Below are 20,935 nucleotides of genomic sequence, written 5' to 3'. Positions count from 1 at the left end.
TATTTTTAACACTGTAATTAACGGGTTTAGAGATAGACACTTCCTTCAGTTTTTCACCCAATTACAGTACCTTTGCACACTTGAAAAAGAAAATGGCAGAAACACAAGAATACATTGAAGTTTATGGCGCGCGAGCCCATAACTTAAAAAATATAGACGTTAATATTCCCCGCGAGAAACTCGTGGTTATCACCGGACTTTCAGGTAGTGGTAAAAGTTCACTCGCTTTTGACACCATTTATGCTGAGGGACAACGCAGGTATATAGAAACTTTTTCGGCTTATGCCCGTCAGTTTTTGGGAGGGCTAGAGCGTCCTGATGTAGATAAAATTCAAGGGCTTTCTCCGGTAATTGCTATAGAACAAAAAACTACGAGTAAGAGTCCGCGGTCTACAGTAGGTACTATCACCGAAATTTATGACTTTTTACGTCTTTTGTATGCACGTGCTAGTGACGCATACAGTTATGAGACGGGCGAAAAAATGGTGAGTTACAGTGATGAGCAGATTAAAGATCTAATCAAAACTGAATATCTTGGAAAACGTGTAAACGTGCTCGCCCCGGTTATTCGAAGCCGTAAAGGACATTACCGCGAACTTTTTGAGCAGATAGCAAAACAAGGTTTTGTAAAAGTTCGTGTAGATGGAGAAGTACGGGATATCGAAAAAGGAATGAAAATAGACCGTTACAAAACTCACGACATTGAGATTGTAATAGACCGGCTAAAGATTGAAGATGATCAAGATATAGATAAACGCATTCTGGAAACCATCAATACCGCGATGTATCACGGCGAAGATGTGATGATGATTTTAGATCACGACACTAACGAAGCACGGTACTTCAGTCGTAGTTTGATGTGTCCAACTTCAGGAATCTCTTACCCCAATCCCGAACCTAACAATTTCTCATTCAATTCGCCAAAAGGTGCTTGCCCCAAGTGCAACGGTATCGGAGAATTACGCGTTGTGAACGTTGATAAGATCATTCCAGATCCTAAACTTTCAATAAAAGCTGGAGGACTCGCTCCCCACGGAAATCAAAAAAGCAACTGGATTTTTAAACAATTGGAGATCATCGCTCAACGCTTTGATTTTAAATTGACAGACCCTATAAAAGATATTCCTAAGGAAGCTATAGAAATGATTTTATATGGTGGTAATGAAAAATTCACCGTAGAATCTAAAACTTTAGGCGTAAGCCGAAACTACAAGATTGACTTTGAAGGTGTTGCCAACTTTATTGAAAGTACGTATCATAAAAATGATTCGGCTTCTTTAAAAAGATGGGCTAAAGAGTACATGGAAAAAGTTCAATGCCCGGAATGTGATGGGTCGCGACTGCGCAAAGAATCATTATACTTCCGCGTACGCGAAAAAAGTATTGCTGATCTGGCTCATATGGATATTTTAGAGCTGGCTGCGTGGTTTAAAGAACTACCAAAGCATTTAAGCGAAAAGCAAACCGCAATTGCAACAGAAATTTTAAAAGAGATTACTGCCAGAATCCAATTTCTGGTTGACGTAGGGCTTACCTACCTTTCTTTAAACCGAAGTTCAAAGTCACTTTCTGGAGGTGAAGCGCAGCGTATCAGATTGGCGACTCAAATAGGTTCACAACTCGTAGGCGTTTTATACATTTTAGATGAGCCCAGTATTGGTCTGCATCAGCGCGATAATGAGAAACTCATCAACTCTCTGGAATCTTTAAGGGATTTAGGAAACTCCGTTTTGGTTGTAGAACACGATAAAGATATGATAGAGCGCGCCGATTATGTTATAGATATCGGTCCGTTTGCGGGTAAACACGGAGGAGAAATCATTAGCAAAGGCACTCCAAAGCAATTGCTAAAACAACATACGCTTACCGCACAATATCTAAACGGTGAAAAAGAAATCGCTGTTCCTAAAAAGCGCCGGAAAGGTAACGGTAAAAAAATCGTGCTTAAAGGCGCTACAGGAAATAATCTTAAAAAGGTAAATGTTGAATTTCCGTTAGGAAAAATGATCGTGGTTACGGGAGTTTCGGGCAGTGGTAAATCTACATTGATCAACGAGACCCTCTACCCTATTATGAACGCCCATTATTTTAATGGTGTTAAAAAACCCGCTCCATACACAAGTATTAAAGGTCTTGACGAGTGCGATAAGGTAATAGACATCAATCAATCACCTATAGGCCGTACTCCACGTTCAAACCCGGCAACCTATACCGGTGTTTTTAGTGAAATACGCAGTTTATTTGCTAAAATCCCTGAAGCTTTGATACGCGGTTATAAACCGGGGCGTTTCAGTTTTAACGTTGCTGGCGGACGCTGTGAGACGTGTAAAGGTGGTGGTTTACGCGTGATCGAGATGAACTTTTTACCCGATGTTTATGTGGAATGTGAGACATGTCAGGGCAAGCGTTTCAATAGAGAAACATTAGAGATCAGATACAAAGGAAAAAGCATCGCCGATGTTCTTGAAATGACCATTGATGAAGCCGTACCATTTTTTGAACATATTCCTAAAATCTACAGAAAAGTAAAAACCATACAGGATGTCGGCTTAGGGTATATCTCTTTAGGTCAGCAATCTACAACACTTTCTGGCGGTGAAGCACAGCGTATCAAACTCGCTACCGAACTATCTAAACGTGATACCGGGAATACTTTTTATATTTTGGACGAGCCTACTACCGGTTTGCATTTTGAAGATGTACGTATACTGATGGATGTGCTGAACAAACTCACCGATAAAGGGAATACAATGCTTATTATTGAGCACAATATGGATGTTATTAAAATGGCAGATCATATAATCGATATAGGTTATGAAGGCGGAAAAGATGGAGGTCAACTGGTCGCAAAAGGTACTCCTGAAGAGGTAGCTAAAGATAAAAAAAGCTATACCGCAAAGTTTTTACGAAATGAACTAAATTAGGCTCCCATCTAATTTTAGACAAACTATTATATATTTATGAGAAATGAGAATAAGCCCAAAGGCTGGAATGAAATAAAGACAAACGACTCTTGGGCCATTTTTAAAATTATGGGCGAATTTGTAAGCGGTTTTGAGAAATTGAGCCGTATCGGACCTTGTGTATCTATCTTTGGTAGTGCCCGTACAAAACCCGATGAAAAATACTACAAGCTGTCTGTTGCTATTGCAGAGAAGATTGTAGAAAATGGATATGGTGTGATTACCGGCGGTGGTCCCGGTATTATGGAAGCTGGTAATAAAGGGGCGCATCTCGCCGGAGGAACTTCTGTGGGATTGAATATAGACCTTCCTTTTGAACAACACGATAACCCATATATAGATGGCGATAAAAGTATAGATTTTGATTACTTCTTTGTGCGTAAAGTAATGTTTGTAAAATACTCTCAGGGGTTTGTAGTGCTTCCGGGTGGTTTTGGAACCTTAGATGAATTATTTGAATCTATTACTCTGATTCAGACGCATAAAATTGATCGCTTCCCAATTATTCTGGTGGGTACCGAATACTGGCAAGGTCTTTTTGAATGGATAAAAAACACCCTACTTGATAAATTCAATACAATTAGTGCCGGAGATATAGATTTGCTTCATTTAGTAGATACCGAAGATGAAGTACTTGAGGTTTTAAATAATTTTTACAATGAGTATGAGTTGAGTCCTAATTTTTAGAACTTAAAAAACCAAAGCCCCACTTATTGCGTTAGGTATGGTAATTGATTCATTCTAACAAAAATTGACATCTCGGTGCAAATCTTGCTATATATCATCACAAACTTATGTACCCACCTATGAAGAAGTTATTGATTATGCTTCTTCTGGGTTTTCTAACACTTCCTCTTACGAGCGAAGCGCAAAATCGTATTGACATAACTGCAAGACTTCTTGAGGAGTCTAAAATGCTCTTAATCCAACAGGATGTTTATTTTGAGAACACTACAAATGATACATTAACAGCAATCTATTTTAACGATTGGGCGCATAGCTTTTCTTCTAAACAGTCTAAACTGGGCAAACGTTTTGCAGAAAATTACGACCGTAAATTTCACCTAGCTAAAAATGATAAAAGAGGTTCTTCAAAAATAAATTCTATTCTAGGCGATAGTTTTAGCAATCTTACTTTTAAACGCCTTAAAGAGGCTGAAGATGTAATCGAAGTCACGCTAAATAATGCGCTTTTACCGGGAGAAACTAAACATATTAAGCTCAATTATAACATTCGCATTCCCGACGCGAAATTTACGGGATATGGAGCGCTTGATAATGGTGATTTTAATTTAAAGTATTGGTTTATTGCTCCTGCAGTTTACGACGGAACATGGCATTATTACAGTAACAAAAATCTGGATGACCTGTTTATGGCTCCTACAGATTTTTCAATAGACTTTTCATATAAAAAAAATTATCGATTTGTAAATGAACTGAAACAAACAGCTGCAACGGTCAATAAGGATAACAAGTACCGAACGGTTCATTTAGAAGGTAAAGATCAAAACAACACCACTATTTATTTACGTCAGATTTCAGAATTTCAGATTACTGAAACAGACAATCTTACCGTTGTCACAAACATTACTGATGAAAAAGTAATCCCCGATCGTGAGGCAATTATTATTGATAAAATAACCGGATTTCTTACTCAAGAATTGGGTACTTATCCTTTTGAAAAATTAGTAATAAGCAACATCGATTATGCCGAAAATCCTGTTTACGGTTTAAATCAATTACCAGATTTTTTGAGTCCGTTTCCACAGGATTTCAAGTATGAGCTGAAAATTCTTAAAACAGCTATAGACAATTTTGTAGATCGTACACTGTTTATAAACCCACGTGATGATCGCTGGATTGCTGACGGAATCAAGACCTACACGATGATGAAGTATATGGATCATTATTATCCTAAACTTAAAGTCGTAGGTACACTAAACAGGTATTGGCTTGCACGTCAGTTTCACCTTTCAGAGATGGAATTCAACGAGCAGTATAATTTGCTGTATATGCATATGGCGCGTATGAATCTCGATCAGCCGCTCACCACTCCTTATGACAGCCTGATTAAGTTCAATAAAAATATTGCAAATTCTTACAAAGCAGCGAGCGGTATGAATTACCTCTCAGAATATCTGTCTAATGAGATTATAGACGAAAGCATTGATGATTTTTATGTAGCTAATAAACTTAAAATCACATCTTCTAAAACGTATGATTCTATTTTAAGAAGCAAAACCTCAAAAAACCTGGATTGGTTTTTTAAAGACTTTGTTGATTCTAGAAAACGCATAGATTACAAGTTTAACGAAGTAAAAAAAGAAGGTGACTCAATCAAAATAGAGCTTAGAAACAAGACAAAAAGCCAAATGCCTATCCCGGTTTATGGAATGAATGGCGATAAAGTGGTCTCAAAAACCTGGGTCGAAGGATTTGAAAAAGAGAAGCAAATATGTATTGCGGCAGGTAGCATAGACAGAGTTGTAATCAATGCTGAAGGATTTGTACCAGAATTCAACCGAAGAAATAACTATAAAAAGGTAAATCCATTTTTAGGAGTTAATAAACCGTTTCAATTTAAACTACTTCAGGACCTTGAAGACCCGTCTCGTAATCAGGTTTTCTTTATGCCTGTAGCAGAATACAACTTTTACGATGGTTTTAAAATAGGGGCTAAAATGTACAACAAAACGTTGTTATCAAAACCCTTTAACTACAAGATAGAACCTCAATATGGACTAAAATCAAATAAGTTAACCGGTAGTGCCGGCTTCTCATACACTCAGAATCTTGATGAAGATAACTTATTTGCGATTCGTTTCGGGATGTCTGGTTCACTCTCGTCTTATGCTCCAGATGCGATGTATAAAACCTACAGCCCATTTGTGACGTTTGCTTTTCGTACTGATGATTTCAGATCAGATAAAAGACAATATCTTACAATTAGCAACATTAACGTATACCGTGATGAATCTAATGTGATTGTAAACGATGATCCAAATTACAGCGTTTTTAATGTACGATACATAAACAGCAACCCGGGTGTTATTAATTCCTTTAGTTGGAATACAGATTTTGAATTATCTCAAAAATTCAGCAAGTTTTCTATTACTGCAAAATACCGACGGGTATTTTTAAATAACCGTCAGTTTGATCTGAGATTCTTTGGCGGAACATTTTTATATAACGATACCCGTTCACGCGGTGATTACTTCAGTTTTGCATTGGATAGACCTACAGATTACCTGTTTAGGTACAATTATTATGGACGTTCAGAAAACTCAGGACTCTTTAGCCAGCAACTTATACTTGCAGAAGGTGGTTTTAAATCTAAGTTAGACACCCCTTTTGGAAATGAATGGCTTACATCTGTAAATACCAGTACAACAATCTGGAACTTTATTCATGGTTACGCAGACATCGGTTTAATAAAAAATCAAGGAGCCCCTGCACGTTTTTTATACGATAGCGGTATTCGCACCGTTCTTGTAGAAGATTATTTTGAGATTTTCTTACCTATTTATTCTTCTAATGGTTGGGAAATAGGACAACCCAATTATGATCAAAAAATACGTTTTATTGTAACCTTAGATATTGGTACAATGCTCAGTTTATTTACGCGCAAGTGGTACTAAGAATATTAAGATTTAAAAAATAAGTTTTATTTAACTTTCTATACCAAAACCTCGATTTATCTTTATTTAATTGAATTATTTTCAACAGAATTAATTTTTATTGAAAATTTATCATTTTATTAAAAAATTATTGAATTGTATGTAAGGTGAATTTTCTGTATTTTTACCGAAACCGTTTGAAATATTATGCACACAAAATCTGAGCCTACTTCTGAACTTTCTTTTGATGATTTTAAAGCTACTGTTCTTAATGACTATAAAATTGCGGTTACAAGCCGAGAATGTAGTTTATTAGGTCGCAGAGAAGTTTTAACTGGCAAAGCAAAATTCGGGATATTTGGCGATGGGAAAGAAGTGCCACAATTAGCAATGGCTAAGGCTTTCAGGAAAGGCGATTGGCGATCGGGATATTATCGTGACCAAACGTTTATGATGGCAATTGGTCATTTTTCAATAGAAAATTTCTTCGCGGGTCTTTATGCGCATACCAGTATAGATAATGATCCTATGAGTGCCGGAAAACAAATGGGTGGGCACTTTGGCACACACAGCTTGGATGAGAACGGTGAACTCAAAAACTTATTAGAACAATACAACAGTAGTGCAGATATCTCTCCTACTGCTGGCCAGATGCCGCGCCTTTTAGGATTGGCTCAAGCCTCTAAAATATTTAGAAACGTACCTGAAGTTAAAACCGATGGTTTATCTAATAAGGGTAATGAAGTTGCTTGGGGAACTATTGGTAACGCCAGCACTTCTGAAGGTATGTTTTTTGAAACTATAAATGCTGCAGGTGTCCTGCAGGTACCTATGGTTATTAGTATTTGGGATGATGACTATGGGATTTCCGTTCACGCAAAACACCAGACAACTAAAGAAAATATTTCAGAAATTTTAAGTGGTTTTCAGCGTAACGAAGATGAAGCCGGTTATGAAATCATTAGGGTGAAAGGTTGGGATTATCCTGCCCTTATGGATGCTTTTGAAAAAGCTGGAAAAATCGCAAGAGAAAATCATGTTCCGGTAATTCTACATGTCACAGAATTGACGCAACCCCAAGGGCACTCTACCTCTGGTTCTCACGAGCGTTATAAAAGCAAAGATCGTTTGCAATGGGAACGAGAGAACGACTGTAACGTTAAAATGCGTGAGTGGATGATCAATAACCAGATCGCTACTGATGAAGAACTTCAGGAGATTGAAAAAGATATAAAAAGGCAGGTACGCGAAGGCAAGCGAAAAGCTTGGGAAGCATTTTTAAATCCCATAAAGAAAGAGAAAAAAACCGTTTTAAACCTCATCAATAAAATAAGTGCTAAGAGTGAAAACGGAAGATTTATAAACTCGATCAGTCAGAATCTGATTGATGAGAAAGATGCACTGAAGAACGATGTGATCATTGCTGCACGTAAAACGTTGCGTTATGTGGCTAAAGAAACTAGTGATGATATCACAGCACTTAAAAATTGGGTTACTGATTACATCACAAAAGAACAGCCTAATTATAGCAGTCACGTTTTTAGTGAATTTGACACTAAAGCTACTAACATTGCAGAGGTCGCTCCTGAATATAAAGACGATTCTGAAACAGTAGATGCGCGTGTGGTGTTAAGAGATAACTTTGATGCCATATTCACGAAGTACCCTAATAGTATTATTTTTGGTGAAGATGCAGGTACCATTGGTGACGTAAATCAAGGTCTTGAAGGTTTACAGGAAAAATACGGCGAACTTCGTGTTGCTGATGCTGGCATTCGTGAAACTACGATCATAGGTCAAGGTATAGGACTTGCATTACGTGGTTTACGCCCAATTGCTGAAATTCAATATCTGGATTATATCTTGTATGCCATGGCAACCTTGAGTGATGATCTCGCAACTTTACGCTACAGAACACACGGAAAACAAACAGCACCGGTAATCGTAAGAACTCGTGGTCACCGTCTAGAAGGTATCTGGCACAGTGGCTCACAAATGGGATCTCTTCTAGGTCTTTTGAGAGGAATCTACATTCTTACACCTCGCAATATGACTAAAGCCGCAGGCTTTTATAATACCCTGATGCAAAGTGATGAACCAGCGGTTATCATAGAATGTCTTAACGGGTATCGTCTTAAAGAAAAATTACCGGTAAACCTGGGAAATTTCACAACACCTATTGGTAAAGTTGAAGTTTTACGAGACGGTACAGATATCACAATTCTTTCATACGGGAGCACGCTGCGTTTAGTTCAGCAAGCAGCTCAGGAGCTTCAAGCTTCGGGGATAAATGCTGAAGTTATTGATGCACAATCTCTATTACCTTTTGACCTCAATCACGATACCGTAAAAAGTATTGCAAAAACTAATCGTATTCTAGTTGTTGATGAAGATATGCCGGGTGGAGCTTCGGCTTATTTAATGCAGCATTTGCTTGACAAACAAAAAGCATTCAAATACTTAGACAGTGCACCACAAACGCTTACCGCTAAACCGCACAGACCAGCTTATGGTACAGATGGTGATTATTTCTCAAAACCTTCAGCAGAAGATATTTTTGAAAAAGTTTACAGTATTATGCTCGAGGCAAAGCCAAAAGATTTTCCTGCAATTCGCTAAAAAACTGATCAGTTTTTATTCTAATTATAAGATAAGCAAGCCTACATCCAGGCTTGCTTATTTATTTCTACCCGATACAACGCATAGTTGATATACTGTTGCATTTTATGTGAAGTTAGTGGAAAAGAAATAGCTCCACCGGCTGTGTGAAATGTATAATTATACAATTGGCGTTTTTTGTACCAAATCGGTTGATCTACCGTAACTGCCTGTAACTTAAAAAGCTCTATAATTTCAGTTTTTTGATTCCAAACACCTTTGCGCCTAATGATAAACTCTGGTGTGATCTCTAAAGAAAGTGCCCGATACCAATAATATTGATAAGGAATGATGAGCATACCGAAAATAATAAAAAGTATACTCATAATTTCAACCATATAATTAGGCACTAAAAATGAAGCTACTACAGCTGTCAATATAAGGGGTAAACTTGCTAAAATAAGCAAGCGAATGTATAAGATAAATGCTGGCTTAAAAACCCGCCCCGGTCGCATAGGGCTGCTGAATAAAAAACGCTTAACGCGCTCTATTTGCATACGCTCTAAGCCGGGAATACAGATTTTTGTTTTGCTCAGATTATCCTGACTGCTAGCTAAAGCTATTTGTGTTTCCTGAAGATTCAGTCGTTTTTGTATCGGGTTAGTGACTACGCGCAAAAGCTGTACCCTCTTGGGTTTGAGACTGATTTTAGTATTGGTTTTAAGCCCCATTTCAAGTTCTAAACTTTCTTTAGTTTGAGTAAGATTCAAATCAAAATATTTGATGAATATCTCTATGCAAGAGATGATCATTCCAATTATAAATACGCCAATAAATACCAGAGCAGTTAGAATGAATAGCTCAATCGGCTTACTGTAGGCATCTAAATAGCCTTTTAAACCTTCTTTGTATTGATCACTTTGTACCAAATCAAAATCACCCACCTGTTGATAGATAGAACCTACAAAAATTAGAATCAGCCAGACACCTCTAAAATAATTACTGGTAAGTCCCAGTTTCAATAGCGATAGAGGCGATAATCTATAATTCCAAACTGTAGAAGAAATCTTTTTTTCTTCTTTAGGTTTATCTGAATTTGCAGCTTCTGTTTCCTGATTAGTTTCGTTTACAGCATTCATCAGCACTTGCTGCAAATCTTTTGCTTTTGATTCAGATAAAGCTTTAATATTAATCTCCTGCCCACTACTTCCGGCAGTATCTATAACCACACTATAAACACCTATTACCCGTTGTAATAGCGAGCGCTTAAAGTAAACCTGTTGAATTTTTGAAAAAGGAATGCTTATCAATTCTGTTGAAAAAACTCCTTTTTGTAAAACAAATTCACTGTTTTTATAATCGATATGAAATTTAAATCTATAGAAAGAAAGCACACTAAAACCTAGAAGCAGTAATAGGGCAGCTGCAATTCCAAATATTATCAGTGCAGTATAGTCTGTTTTAGGTCCTTTGATTATAAAATACAACAATACCGGCCCAAGCGCTCTTAAGAATTTATAAAACTGAGAGAAAAAGATAAAAAGTACTCCCGGTTTTGACTGCAGTTGTGGTTCGGAAAAAGATCTATTCATCTGCTTCGGTAAGATGATTAGCTACTTTATCTTTAAGTCTTGCCGCAAGTTCAGGCGGTAATCCGGGAATATTAATATCACTTCCTGCACCTCCTGCTGTAAAAATATTGAGGTTCGCGATCTTAAATATTTTATCTAGCGCCCCTGCAGAAGTAGAAATGTGCTGAATTCGGTTAAAGGGTATAACTGTTATTTTTTCAAAAAGAAAGCCTCTCTTATAAGCTATATCACGCTCTCGCAACGCATAGCCTAGTTTTTTCTGAAGCATAAACTGATAGAGAAAAAGCAATCCAAAGATTATTATAAATCCAGTAATCAAACCGGGAATAAGCATAGGTACATCAGTTGCTTCACGTAAAAAATACAGTCCTATCGCAATAAGAACAAAGAAAATTGCCAGAATAGCCCATACTTTATAGAGTCTCATTTTTGAAACCGTTTTATAAGTTAATTGCTGATAATCTGGTAAGGTCTCTAAGTCTACCGGGGCATTTGTAAACGTATATTCCATCTGAGTTTTTTGATAGGGTTGCTAATAAAAATACTAGAACCTATTCAATTTACCGACTATGGAATCCATTTTTTCTCAAAATTGGGCTTTCTTTTCTCTAAAAATGCATTTCTACCTTCTTTAGCTTCTTCAGTCATATACGCCAAACGTGTGGCTTCACCGGCAAAAACCTGCTGCCCCACCATACCGTCATCAGTAAGGTTCATTGCAAATTTTAGCATTTTGATAGAAGTTGGAGATTTTGCAAGAATCTCTTGGGCCCACTCATAGGCTGTAGCTTCTAATTCCTCATGTGGAATCACAGCATTTACCATTCCCATTTCATAAGCTTCCTGAGCAGAGTAGTTTCGACCTAAAAAGAAAATCTCACGCGCGCGTTTTTGTCCTACCATTTTAGCTAAATATGCAGAACCGTAACCACCGTCAAAGCTGGTTACATCAGCATCAGTTTGTTTAAAAATAGCGTGCTCTTTACTCGCCAATGTCAAATCACATACTACGTGTAAACTATGACCTCCACCTACAGCCCATCCGGGAACAACTGCAATAACTGCCTTTGGCATAAACCTAATCAAGCGCTGTACATCAAGTATATTCAAACGGTGATAGCCGTCATCTCCAACATAACCCTGATCGCCACGAGCTTTCTGATCGCCACCGCTACAAAAACTATATACTCCATCTTTTGGAGAAGGTCCTTCTGCAGATAATAAAACCACACCTACCGAAGTGTCTTCTTGTGCAATATGAAAAGCATCCAATAATTCTGCAGTTGTTTTGGGCCTAAAAGCATTACGCACTTCAGGACGGTTGAACGCGATACGCGCTACCCCATCTGCTTTTTTAAAGGTGATATCTTGGTATTCTTTTACAATTTTCCAATCAGGTTCTTGCATGGTATATTCTTTATAAATTTTCACAAAAGCGAAACAATCCTACTAAAGTTTAATCTTCTTGATTTCTGAGTTCGATGCTCTTCTCTGTAATATTAATCTGACGATCGCGATACAAAGCACCAATTGCCTTTTTGAAAAGCTTTTTGCTAATCCCAAAATACGCGTTAATATCTTCTGGCGAACTTTTATCGTGAACGGGCAAACTACCCCCATTACGCTTTAATTCTTCATAAATAAACTGCGCATTAGGCTCTACACTCTTATAACCTTCTGGCTGAAGCAATACATCTATCTTTTTATCTTCTCGCACACGCTTAATGTAACCAGGAAGTCTGTCTCCTACACGTATGTCTTCAAAAATTGTGTCTTTATGAACCAAACCTTGATAAGTCTCATTAATGATCACGTGCGCTCCATGTTCTGAAAAATGAGAAACCAAGAGATTTACTTTATCAAATTTCTGAACATCAATATCCTCATTTTTTAAATAGGTATTGAATTTTGAAGAACCTACTAAGCGATTGGTTCGCTCATCAAGATACATATAGACAAGATACCAACTGCCTTCGCGCATTTCGGTTACCTGATTAGAAAACGGAACAAATAATTCTTTGTCCAATCCCCAGTCTACAAAGGCACCTATTTTTGTTACCGAAGTACATTTTAAATAAGCAAACCCATTTTTTAAAATATACGGTTTTAGGGTAGTTGCCACAGGACGTTCTTCGTTATCCAGATATACAAAAACCTCGATCTCATCTTCAAGTTGAAAACCTTCTGGAGCATATTTACCGGGAAGCAACACCTCATTTTCATCTTCATCTCGCAAGTAAAGACCGGGGCTTACATCACGATCTATTATCATTTTATGGTATTCGCCTAGTGCCAGCATAGTTTTTATTTAAGGTGTTCAAAATTAGGAAAAATAAGAGGATCAACCTCCTAATTTGATCATTATAGCGTATAAGCAGTAAACGGGCTTGTAACAAATCTGCAAAGCATTAAAAGGAAATAGATTATGATACAGAATAACACTTAACGCGTTTAAATCTCGATTGTTCAGTAAAGCCAGCGCAACAGTAAAGCAGTAAATTACACGAGGCAAGCCTGTCTGCCGACAAGGGTAGGCTCACGAGGCATTCTTTAAAAAGAAATTTCTTTCTAGACAAGCTTCGGGATAGTATATTCTTTAGCAGGGTCAATAAAAAACCGCCTCAGTATTTGAGGCGGTTTTCAATATTTTATATATAGTAATTACTAACTGTAAACTTCTTCTTTACCAAAATGCTTAGTCAGTAAATAATATACAACTGCACGGTATTTATTACGGTTAGAAGTACCATAGTCTTCTAATACTTTCTTGATACCTTCCATCAATGCAGGACCGTCACTTAGGCCTAATTTTTTGATAAGAAAGTTATTTTTTACAGTTTCTAATTCTGATTCACTTCCTCCGGAAACTGTTGAAGAATCTTTGTTATAAATTGAAGGACCGCAACCAATGGTTACCTTGGTTAGCAAATCCATATCTGCATCAACACCTAATTTTTCTTTAAGGTCTGCTGCATATTTAGCAATCATTTCATCTCTTTTACTCATGAGGATACTTAATTTTTTAGTGGATTAAATTATTTAACTTCTTTAAAGATACATAAAATTTAAAAAAAGTTATCTGATGTAATCAAAGTAGCTCAGCAAGATACGGTCATTTTCTAGTCTCGGTGTTTTGATTTCAAGAAGACAGGGCTTGCTCTTTTCAGCATAAAAATCCCGGTGAGCCAGTTTAAGTTCTTCTTCGCTTGCTGCGGTAAAATAACGCAAGCCAAACATCTTACAAAGATGAGATGCATCGAGGTTATGGGATGTTTCAAAATATGTCTCGAAAGCCTGAGATTCTTTATCCCCCGGAAGAATTCTAAAAATCCCACCTCCACTATTATTAATCACAATTACCTTAAAATCGTTCGGTAAATAAGCATTCCAGAGTCCGTTACTGTCGTAAAAAAAACTGAGATCACCGGTGATTAGCGTTGTGGGTAACTGAGCTGCGGTTGCCGCACCTACTGCAGTAGAAGTACTTCCGTCTATACCGCTCGTCCCACGATTGCAATAAACTTTTAGTGATTTATCAATATCAAAGAGTTGTACATAGCGAACGGTTGAACTATTCCCCAGTTGCAATAAACTATCTTGCCTGATTTCTTTTAAAACCAAATCAAAAGCTTTAAAGTCACACCAAGTCATTTGATCTGTATAGGCTTTATGCATCGCATCTCGTCGTTCTCTAATTTCAAGCCATTCTGACTGATAATTACTAGCTACCGGCTGAGCCTGATCTAAAAATCTGGACCAGAAAAAATTTACCGGCATTTTAAAATGCTTATTGAGGCAGAAATACGTATCGTAAGCTTTTTTAGGATCTATATGCCAATGTTCTTGCGGTTGATAATTTCTTAAAAAGGCTTTTATTTTTTTTGAAATGACCATTCCGCCCAGAGTCACGAGAATTTCTGGTTGCAGATCTTTAAAACCGGCGTCGTCTAGAGAACCAATAATATTATCTGTTCTGGTAAAGAAATTAGGGTGATGTAGATTAGACGTTGTTTCGGTAAAAACTAAAACACTAGGATCTCCACCCAAACGGTCTAAATATTCCTGCTCTATGGTATTGGGGTGCAATACGCCTATCAACACCAGTTTCCGCTTGGCTTTATTCCATTTAGAAAGAAACGGTACTAATTGGTCATCGGTAAGTTCGATGGCTTTAGGTTGCTGATCTACCAGAATAGGATTTACCAGTTTTTCTTCAGTTGTATTGTATAAAGGCTCATAAAACGGAACATTGATATGAACTGGCCCCTGCCCTACTAATGCTTCATTTAGCGCTTTATTGATCTCTTGCTGATTGTGCATGGTGACCTCACGCTGTTTCTGAATTAGTTTTGGGTCTGTTAACGGAGTATCCGGCACATATTCAGAATATAAATTAGCCGAATATAAAATATGATTTTCAAATACATTCCGCTGACGAATGGTCTGGCCATCTCCTATATCTATGCGCTCAATAGGACGATCTGCAGAAATAACTACAAGTGGGATATCGCTGTAAAAAGCTTCTGAAATTGCAGGATAATAATTTAAAACCGCACTCCCGGAAGTACAACAAACAGCTACCGGTTTTTGTAATTGCTGTGCGAGACCTAATGCAAAAAATGCCGCAGAACGCTCGTCAACTATACTGTAAGTATGAATGTCAGGATGATGAGTAAAACCTATGGTGAGTGGAGCATTACGCGATCCCGGAGATATAACAACATGGTTGATGCCTTTTTCTAAACAAAGCAAAACAACAGACTGTGCGATGGGTATACTAGAATATTTCATTTAATCACAAAAATACAACAAAGCAAAAGCCTTAAAGAGCACTCGCAATAGTTTGTGCTTTATTTACAGTTTCTTGCCATTCAAGCTTAGGGTTTGAAGCCACAGTGATGCCGCCACCTATATAAATAAGTGCCTTAGAATCTGTATATTGCATACACCTTAAATTTACAAAAAGCTTGGTTTCGTTTTTTAAAGTCTTATAGGCCAGATTTTCAACATTACGTCGCGATCTTTTCTTTGAAGTGTCTCTAAGAATATTAAGTTCACCCAGAAAACCGGTGTAAAACGCTCTATCATAGTTTTCCTCCTGCATAATAAAGTCTTTAGCCAGATCTCGCGGTAAACCACAAACAGCCGGTGTGGGATGCAACGCTTTCAATAAAGACTTTAGATTTTGACCTTCGGTATTAAACGTTCCTGAGATCAACGTTCGCAAATGCAATAAAGTTCCGGCTTGGTGAGTTTCTCGATCACCTACATGTAAGGAGCGTAAATCAAAAGATTGCAAATTGGTAATGATCTCATCAGTGACTAACTGCTGCTCGTAAATTTCTTTATCACCCCAAGTTACGGCTACAGAACCCGTAAATTTTTGAGTTCCGGCAAGTGCCATGGTTTCAAACTTCCTTCCCCTTAACGATAACAACGTTTCAGGTGTTGCACCTAACCAGGTGCCCACTTGAGGGTGATGCCATATATAGACAAAGGCAGTCTTATAATTAAACAGAAGTCTTTTAAATATAGTGATGGGATTTACGTTTTCAATTTCCTGACTTTGCTCCCGCGAAAGCACCACTTTTTGAAGCACTGAATTTTGTATAGCCGCTAAAGCTTTTTCTACTAATTGTATATGAGCAGCTTCTGCTGCACTTTCGGTCTTAATAATCGTGCTTCTTAAAGAAGCTTTTTCTTCTATATAATCTGTGGTTACTTCAGGGATTCCTGGAATCAGAATACCAGTTTTATCCTTATCAAAAGGAGAAAAAACAAAACCGGTTTCTTCAAAAGTCTCTACTTTATGCAAAAAATCATCTTCCTGAAACAAACCATTGAGTAGGTCTGCTTCGGGTTTTCTATAAAGCACAAACGGCAAATTCTTGGCATACTGGGCATTAGCCTTGCTAAACAAGTCTTCTGTAGTCATGCTATTTTTTAGGCAAAGCTATGGTAGTTAATTTTACGAGCGAAATCAATTCTTGATTTTCATTGGTGATTCGTATTTCCCACAATTGTGTGGTGCGCCCTTTATGTAAATAGGTAGCTTTAGCATACACCAAACCTTCAGAAATACTTTTTACATGATTTGCAGAGATCTCGATTCCTCTAACAAAGACTTTTTCAACATCAAGAAACATCATACTTGCTGCACTGCCTACACTTTCTGCCAATGCAACAGAAGCGCCACCGTGTAATACACCATCAGGCTGATGCACTTTTGAGCTTACCGGCATAGATGCAGTTAAAAAGTTATCACCTATATCTATAAACTCAATATCTAAAGTTTCCATCAAGGTGTTTTTGCAAATGGCGTTGCAACGCTTCAGGGCTTGCTCTTTTTGTTCTTGATTCATTATAAGTCTTTTAAAAAAAAAATTTATTATTTAGGATAATCACCCGTGCTTGCTCCAAGCTTGTATTGACTATTGTTTATTTTGCAGTTGTAAAAAATAGTACAACCTATCTACTTCCATCAAATTCAGAATACTGTGAAAAATCTAATGCTAAATGGCCGATAAAGATACTAAACCTAAAAGATGCGAGAAGAAAAAAAGGTGAGTTATCAAACCACCAATACTTATCAAACTCTCAACGAGTTTACTAAAAAAACAAAAAATGTCTGGCTTGTTTGTCACGGTCTGGGGTATCTGAGTTCCTATTTTTTAAATCATTTTGAAAGCTTGAATGCTGCAGAGAATTATATAGTAGCACCGCAAGCTCCCAGCAAATACTATCAAGACAAGCGTTATAAATATGTAGGAGCTTCTTGGGTCACCCGCATTAATACTGAAGATGAAATAGAAAATGTTCTCAACTATCTGGATGCTGTTTATAAATCTGAATTAGAGCCGAAGCTTAACTGTCGTATAAATTTTGTGGTATTGGGCTTTTCGCAAGGAGTTTCAATAGTTACGCGTTGGCTGGCTTATAGAAAGCAAATCTGCAATACACTCGTGCTGCATTCTGGCAGCATACCTAAAAATTTAAATACTGCAGATTTTAGTAACATTAGAGACCTACAAACTTTTATCACGTACGGATTAGAAGATGAATACCTCACACCGAATAAACTGGAGCAAGAACTTGAGTTTGTTCAAAAAATATTTGGTGAAAATATTGAAAAGGTTCCTTTTGAAGGAAAACATACAGTAAGTGAAAAAGCTATTTTACAAGTAGCTGACAAATTCAAGACTTGCAGTTAATCGAATTTATTTGCCTATAAAAGACTTAAATCACTATATTATAAACGAATAACTCTTTTCTTTCAAAACGGTATTGCATTATAAAATAGGAATAAGATTTAGAATTTAGTTTGTTGTTTGTTTTTTACATTAGTTTTTAGTTGATAAAAGGAATCTGATTACTCAGATTCCTTTTTTTATTACTTTACAAACTATAAGTGTGTAGGAAAATACTTCCAAATTCTATTTAAGAATAAGTTTAAAATGTATTTCAACTGTTGTATCATTAGATTAAAAACACGAAAAACGTAATTTATAAAGTGTTTTATACAAGTTAAATAACACTAATTAATGTACTTGCAAAAAATTAAGTGTATTTCATCGAGTATTATTGCATTTAAAGGTTTAAATGCGCTATATTTACGTTATCAAACAAATAAATCAAATCTGTATGAAATCAATCTTTACTTTTTTAGCAATAGCTTTCTTAAGTTTTTCAGCTTTGGCAGAAGTTTCAAGTACACAGAAACAGGCTTTGATTGATTTATATGACGCTACAAATGGTGCTGAGTGGAACAATACTTGGGACCTTAATTCTGATGTTGCAACTTGGCACGGTGTTAAAGTTGTAAATAATAATGTTGTAGGACTTAACCTAAGCATGAATAATTTAAATGGTCAATTACCAGAAAGTTTAGGTAATCTTGATGCTTTAGTTTCTTTAGAGTTATTTTTTAACAAAATACAAGGTTCTATTCCTGCTACTATTGGAAACCTCAAAAATTTAAAAGTATTAGTTCTTAACGGTAATATGCTAGATGGTAAATTACCTAATACAATCTATAATCTTACAAACCTTGAGCAATTGTTACTTACTAGTAATAACCTAAGCGGTTCTTTAAGTGATGATTTAGGTAACCTTAAAAATCTTCAAGTATTAAATCTTTTTGATAACAACCTTAATGGTCAACTTCCTGTTGCTGTATTACAATTAGAGAATCTTAAAGAATTAAACTTATCAAGCAATGACTTAGCTGGTATGATTCCTGCAGGTCTTTCTAAAATGAAAAATCTTCAAGCTGTTGCTTTAGCATCTAATAACTTTGATAATTATAATGAGGGTATCGCATTTACTGAGCATTTAGACAGTAATGCTACTCTTGCTTCTAATGAATAAAGATTTCCCCAAATCATAATAAATTAGTTTTAAGTTGGAAAAAAGACCTGTGACGTAAGTATGTACAGGTCTTTTTATTTATTACACGTGCTCTTGCTCCTAATCCTTTACAATGGCTAAGAGTAACATAATATATTCTCCCTGACATTCACCCATCTAAAAATGAACTTATTCCATTCTGCTGTACATTTAAGAACAAAAAAGATATTCTAACTTATCTTGAATGAAGTATTAAATCATTAAAAAAGCCTTTGCAGCAACACTGTAAAGGCTTTTTTTTATTCTTAATATGTTGAACTATTTTAAACAGTAATCACAAATCACGTCTCTTAATAATTTATTCTCGTTCTTTGGGAACCTGCAGTTTTCTGGGTTTAACCACAAATGGCGTAAACCAATCCCATGTTAGGCTTATTGAAAATCTGGGGTAATTATCTACAAAGCGGTAATTGTAATCATCATAGCCAAAATTAAAACGAGCCATAAAACCTAAATCGGTATCCCAAGGATACAAAGTTGCGCTGGTTTCAGAACGATATATCACAGCAGAAGGATGTACATCGGGATGTAGAAAAACACGCTGTGATAGGCTATAACGCATTTTTTTAAAGTGTGCAGTAAACTCATACCAGCTCTCTATCTGATGCCTGCCGTAGATATCTATATCTTCAGGGTTGTAACCGCCGAATTGAAAAGCGCCTAAAAATCGGTTGTGATACAATTGATACGCCAGCGTAAAGGAATGCGAGCGCAACGGATAATTAGATTCATCAAAGGTATTGATTCGGTAATTTAAAGACACACGCGTCAAATTGGTTGAAAAATTTCCGGAAGACCTATTGAGCAATACTGCCAAATCTGTATCATCTGTTATATCATCATATAAAGCGCTACTTTCATCTGAATTATCTTCAAACTCCTCACTAAAAGCCGACTTACTTTGCCCATTAGAATAATGACCCGTTTCTATAGCTGCCGTAAGAAAATTATTGTTTTTGGTCTTTATTATAGATTGCCAACCAATAAATGCTTTATACGAAGGTGTTTTTACTGGTTTAGAGTTTTCGTCATAAATACGTAAATGAGGCTGAATACTTAAATAAATAGCATCTCCGGCAACAATGGTATCTCTGTTAAGCGCATCGCGTATATCGTTATATATACTATAATAAACTACAGGTTTTGCTTCAAGTAAAATTTTTTCGTAAGGATTATTTCCTGTACCGGCAGCAAGAAAAGGGCGTTCTGCGATTGGAAAATAATCTTTAAATCCGTTAGAAGAGCGGTTATTTTGAGCCTGTGATATATTTGTGATCAGCAAGACAAAAAGTACTAACGTGAATTGTAAATTATTCTGCATAAAATGAAGGTTTATAAATTATGGATAAACTACTTCCGGACAAACCCGCGAAGCATTAAACTGAACAATACGTTTTTAAAACGAAACAAGTCTCGGAACAGTTAAATCTCGATTATCGAGTAAAGTTGCAAAGATCCATGTTCTTAGCATTTGTTTTTAAGATTAATTTGAGTAAACTCCTTCGGTACAAGCCCGCGAAACAAGAAGCTGAACGATACATTTTTATAACGAGAAAAGTCTCGGAGCATTTAAAAATCGATTATCGAGTAAATTCCACAGAATATATCCTGTTTCATTAATGCTAGCAGGAAATGTATAGATAATTCAGAACCAAATGAAACACTACGTATCTAGAACAGTCTTTTATTATAAATAGCTGAAATAACTGTATTTTTGAATCTAAGCCCTATTTGAATAATTGGGCATCATATTTGAAAA

At 36.6% G+C, this 20,935-nt stretch carries 15 protein-coding genes; 6 read left to right on the top strand and 9 right to left on the bottom strand.

Annotation, left to right across the window (positions count from 1 at the left end):
• Positions 1-92 precede the first annotated feature (92 nt).
• The 4 genes from uvrA (at position 93) to DSM03_RS11200 (ending at position 9,199) form a co-directional block, all read left to right on the top strand.
• Positions 93-2,924, top strand: coding sequence for an excinuclease ABC subunit UvrA (gene uvrA, locus DSM03_RS11215; protein WP_128760606.1), 2,832 nt, complete (start codon positions 93-95; stop codon positions 2,922-2,924).
• Positions 2,925-2,960: 36 nt separating this feature from the next.
• Complete coding sequence (locus tag DSM03_RS11210; RefSeq protein WP_128760605.1) at positions 2,961-3,650, top strand: LOG family protein; 690 nt, start codon at positions 2,961-2,963, stop codon at positions 3,648-3,650.
• Positions 3,651-3,769: 119 nt separating this feature from the next.
• Positions 3,770-6,601, top strand: coding sequence for a gluzincin family metallopeptidase (locus tag DSM03_RS11205; RefSeq protein ID WP_128760604.1), 2,832 nt, complete (start codon positions 3,770-3,772; stop codon positions 6,599-6,601).
• Between the two features lie 186 nt (positions 6,602-6,787).
• Positions 6,788-9,199: an alpha-ketoacid dehydrogenase subunit alpha/beta gene (locus DSM03_RS11200; RefSeq protein WP_128760603.1), complete on the top strand. Its 2,412-nt coding sequence runs from the start codon at positions 6,788-6,790 to the stop codon at positions 9,197-9,199.
• Positions 9,200-9,240: 41 nt separating this feature from the next.
• Here the strand turns inward: DSM03_RS11200 and DSM03_RS11195 are convergent, their stop codons facing one another.
• The 8 genes from DSM03_RS11195 to DSM03_RS11160 all read right to left on the bottom strand — a co-directional run bounded on the left by DSM03_RS11195 (position 9,241) and on the right by DSM03_RS11160 (position 17,132).
• Positions 9,241-10,770: a PH domain-containing protein gene (locus tag DSM03_RS11195; protein ID WP_128760602.1), complete on the bottom strand. Its 1,530-nt coding sequence runs from the start codon at positions 10,768-10,770 to the stop codon at positions 9,241-9,243.
• Positions 10,763-11,281, bottom strand: coding sequence for a PH domain-containing protein (locus DSM03_RS11190; RefSeq protein WP_128760601.1), 519 nt, complete (start codon positions 11,279-11,281; stop codon positions 10,763-10,765). Before DSM03_RS11190 ends, DSM03_RS11195 begins: the two co-directional genes overlap by 8 nt.
• A gap of 56 nt (positions 11,282-11,337) precedes the next feature.
• Positions 11,338-12,177: a 1,4-dihydroxy-2-naphthoyl-CoA synthase gene (locus tag DSM03_RS11185; protein WP_128760600.1), complete on the bottom strand. Its 840-nt coding sequence runs from the start codon at positions 12,175-12,177 to the stop codon at positions 11,338-11,340.
• Between the two features lie 49 nt (positions 12,178-12,226).
• The gene (locus tag DSM03_RS11180) at positions 12,227-13,069 is read right to left on the bottom strand and encodes a CvfB family protein (RefSeq protein ID WP_128760599.1); all 843 of its coding nucleotides are present in this window, start codon (positions 13,067-13,069) and stop codon (positions 12,227-12,229) included.
• Positions 13,070-13,434: 365 nt separating this feature from the next.
• Entirely contained in the window at positions 13,435-13,776 is a 342-nt protein-coding gene (locus DSM03_RS11175; protein ID WP_128760598.1) for a DUF2853 family protein, read from the bottom strand.
• Between the two features lie 69 nt (positions 13,777-13,845).
• Positions 13,846-15,561 (bottom strand): 2-succinyl-5-enolpyruvyl-6-hydroxy-3-cyclohexene-1-carboxylic-acid synthase, encoded by a 1,716-nt coding sequence (gene menD / locus DSM03_RS11170; RefSeq protein WP_128760597.1) that lies wholly within the window; start codon positions 15,559-15,561, stop codon positions 13,846-13,848.
• A gap of 31 nt (positions 15,562-15,592) precedes the next feature.
• Positions 15,593-16,705 (bottom strand): chorismate-binding protein, encoded by a 1,113-nt coding sequence (locus DSM03_RS11165; protein WP_128760596.1) that lies wholly within the window; start codon positions 16,703-16,705, stop codon positions 15,593-15,595.
• A gap of 1 nt (position 16,706) precedes the next feature.
• A complete protein-coding gene (locus DSM03_RS11160) occupies positions 16,707-17,132 on the bottom strand; it encodes a PaaI family thioesterase (RefSeq protein ID WP_128760595.1) in 426 nt (141 codons plus the stop codon).
• A gap of 183 nt (positions 17,133-17,315) precedes the next feature.
• Here DSM03_RS11160 and DSM03_RS11155 point away from each other — a divergent pair, with 183 nt between their 5' ends.
• Both DSM03_RS11155 and DSM03_RS11150 read left to right on the top strand, forming a co-directional pair.
• Positions 17,316-17,981, top strand: a complete 666-nt coding sequence (locus DSM03_RS11155) for an alpha/beta hydrolase (RefSeq protein WP_128760594.1) — start codon at positions 17,316-17,318, stop codon at positions 17,979-17,981.
• 430 nt (positions 17,982-18,411) lie between these two features.
• Positions 18,412-19,137, top strand: coding sequence for a Two component regulator three Y domain protein (locus DSM03_RS11150; protein WP_161567068.1), 726 nt, complete (start codon positions 18,412-18,414; stop codon positions 19,135-19,137).
• A 337-nt stretch (positions 19,138-19,474) separates the two neighbouring features.
• On the opposite strand, the gene DSM03_RS11145 is transcribed toward DSM03_RS11150, so the two are convergent.
• A complete protein-coding gene (locus DSM03_RS11145) occupies positions 19,475-20,497 on the bottom strand; it encodes a hypothetical protein (RefSeq protein WP_236638770.1) in 1,023 nt (340 codons plus the stop codon).
• Positions 20,498-20,935 lie beyond the last annotated feature (438 nt).

It is taken from the genome of Leeuwenhoekiella aestuarii (assembly GCF_004104055.1).
In the GTDB taxonomy this organism is placed as follows: Bacteria; Bacteroidota; Bacteroidia; order Flavobacteriales; family Flavobacteriaceae; genus Leeuwenhoekiella; species Leeuwenhoekiella aestuarii.
The sequence above is the reverse complement of the archived record's forward strand: the minus strand, read 5'-3'. Positions and strand labels throughout refer to the sequence as shown.

Excerpts from the sequence above, each read along its gene's own strand:
- DSM03_RS11205 (WP_128760604.1), top strand. The coding sequence starts at position 3,770 with ATGAAGAAGTTATTGATTATGCTTCTTCTGGGTTTTCTAACACTTCCT.
- DSM03_RS11150 (WP_161567068.1), top strand. The coding sequence starts at position 18,412 with ATGAAATCAATCTTTACTTTTTTAGCAATAGCTTTCTTAAGTTTTTCA.
- DSM03_RS11160 (WP_128760595.1), bottom strand. The coding sequence starts at position 17,132 with ATGAATCAAGAACAAAAAGAGCAAGCCCTGAAGCGTTGCAACGCCATT.
- DSM03_RS11145 (WP_236638770.1), bottom strand. The coding sequence starts at position 20,497 with ATGCAGAATAATTTACAATTCACGTTAGTACTTTTTGTCTTGCTGATC.
- DSM03_RS11155 (WP_128760594.1), top strand. The coding sequence starts at position 17,316 with ATGCGAGAAGAAAAAAAGGTGAGTTATCAAACCACCAATACTTATCAA.
- DSM03_RS11210 (WP_128760605.1), top strand. The coding sequence starts at position 2,961 with ATGAGAAATGAGAATAAGCCCAAAGGCTGGAATGAAATAAAGACAAAC.
- DSM03_RS11200 (WP_128760603.1), top strand. The coding sequence starts at position 6,788 with ATGCACACAAAATCTGAGCCTACTTCTGAACTTTCTTTTGATGATTTT.
- uvrA (WP_128760606.1), top strand. The coding sequence starts at position 93 with ATGGCAGAAACACAAGAATACATTGAAGTTTATGGCGCGCGAGCCCAT.
- menD (WP_128760597.1), bottom strand. The coding sequence starts at position 15,561 with ATGAAATATTCTAGTATACCCATCGCACAGTCTGTTGTTTTGCTTTGT.
- DSM03_RS11175 (WP_128760598.1), bottom strand. The coding sequence starts at position 13,776 with ATGAGTAAAAGAGATGAAATGATTGCTAAATATGCAGCAGACCTTAAA.
- DSM03_RS11180 (WP_128760599.1), bottom strand. The coding sequence starts at position 13,069 with ATGCTGGCACTAGGCGAATACCATAAAATGATAATAGATCGTGATGTA.
- DSM03_RS11190 (WP_128760601.1), bottom strand. The coding sequence starts at position 11,281 with ATGGAATATACGTTTACAAATGCCCCGGTAGACTTAGAGACCTTACCA.
- DSM03_RS11165 (WP_128760596.1), bottom strand. The coding sequence starts at position 16,705 with ATGACTACAGAAGACTTGTTTAGCAAGGCTAATGCCCAGTATGCCAAG.
- DSM03_RS11185 (WP_128760600.1), bottom strand. The coding sequence starts at position 12,177 with ATGCAAGAACCTGATTGGAAAATTGTAAAAGAATACCAAGATATCACC.
- DSM03_RS11195 (WP_128760602.1), bottom strand. The coding sequence starts at position 10,770 with ATGAATAGATCTTTTTCCGAACCACAACTGCAGTCAAAACCGGGAGTA.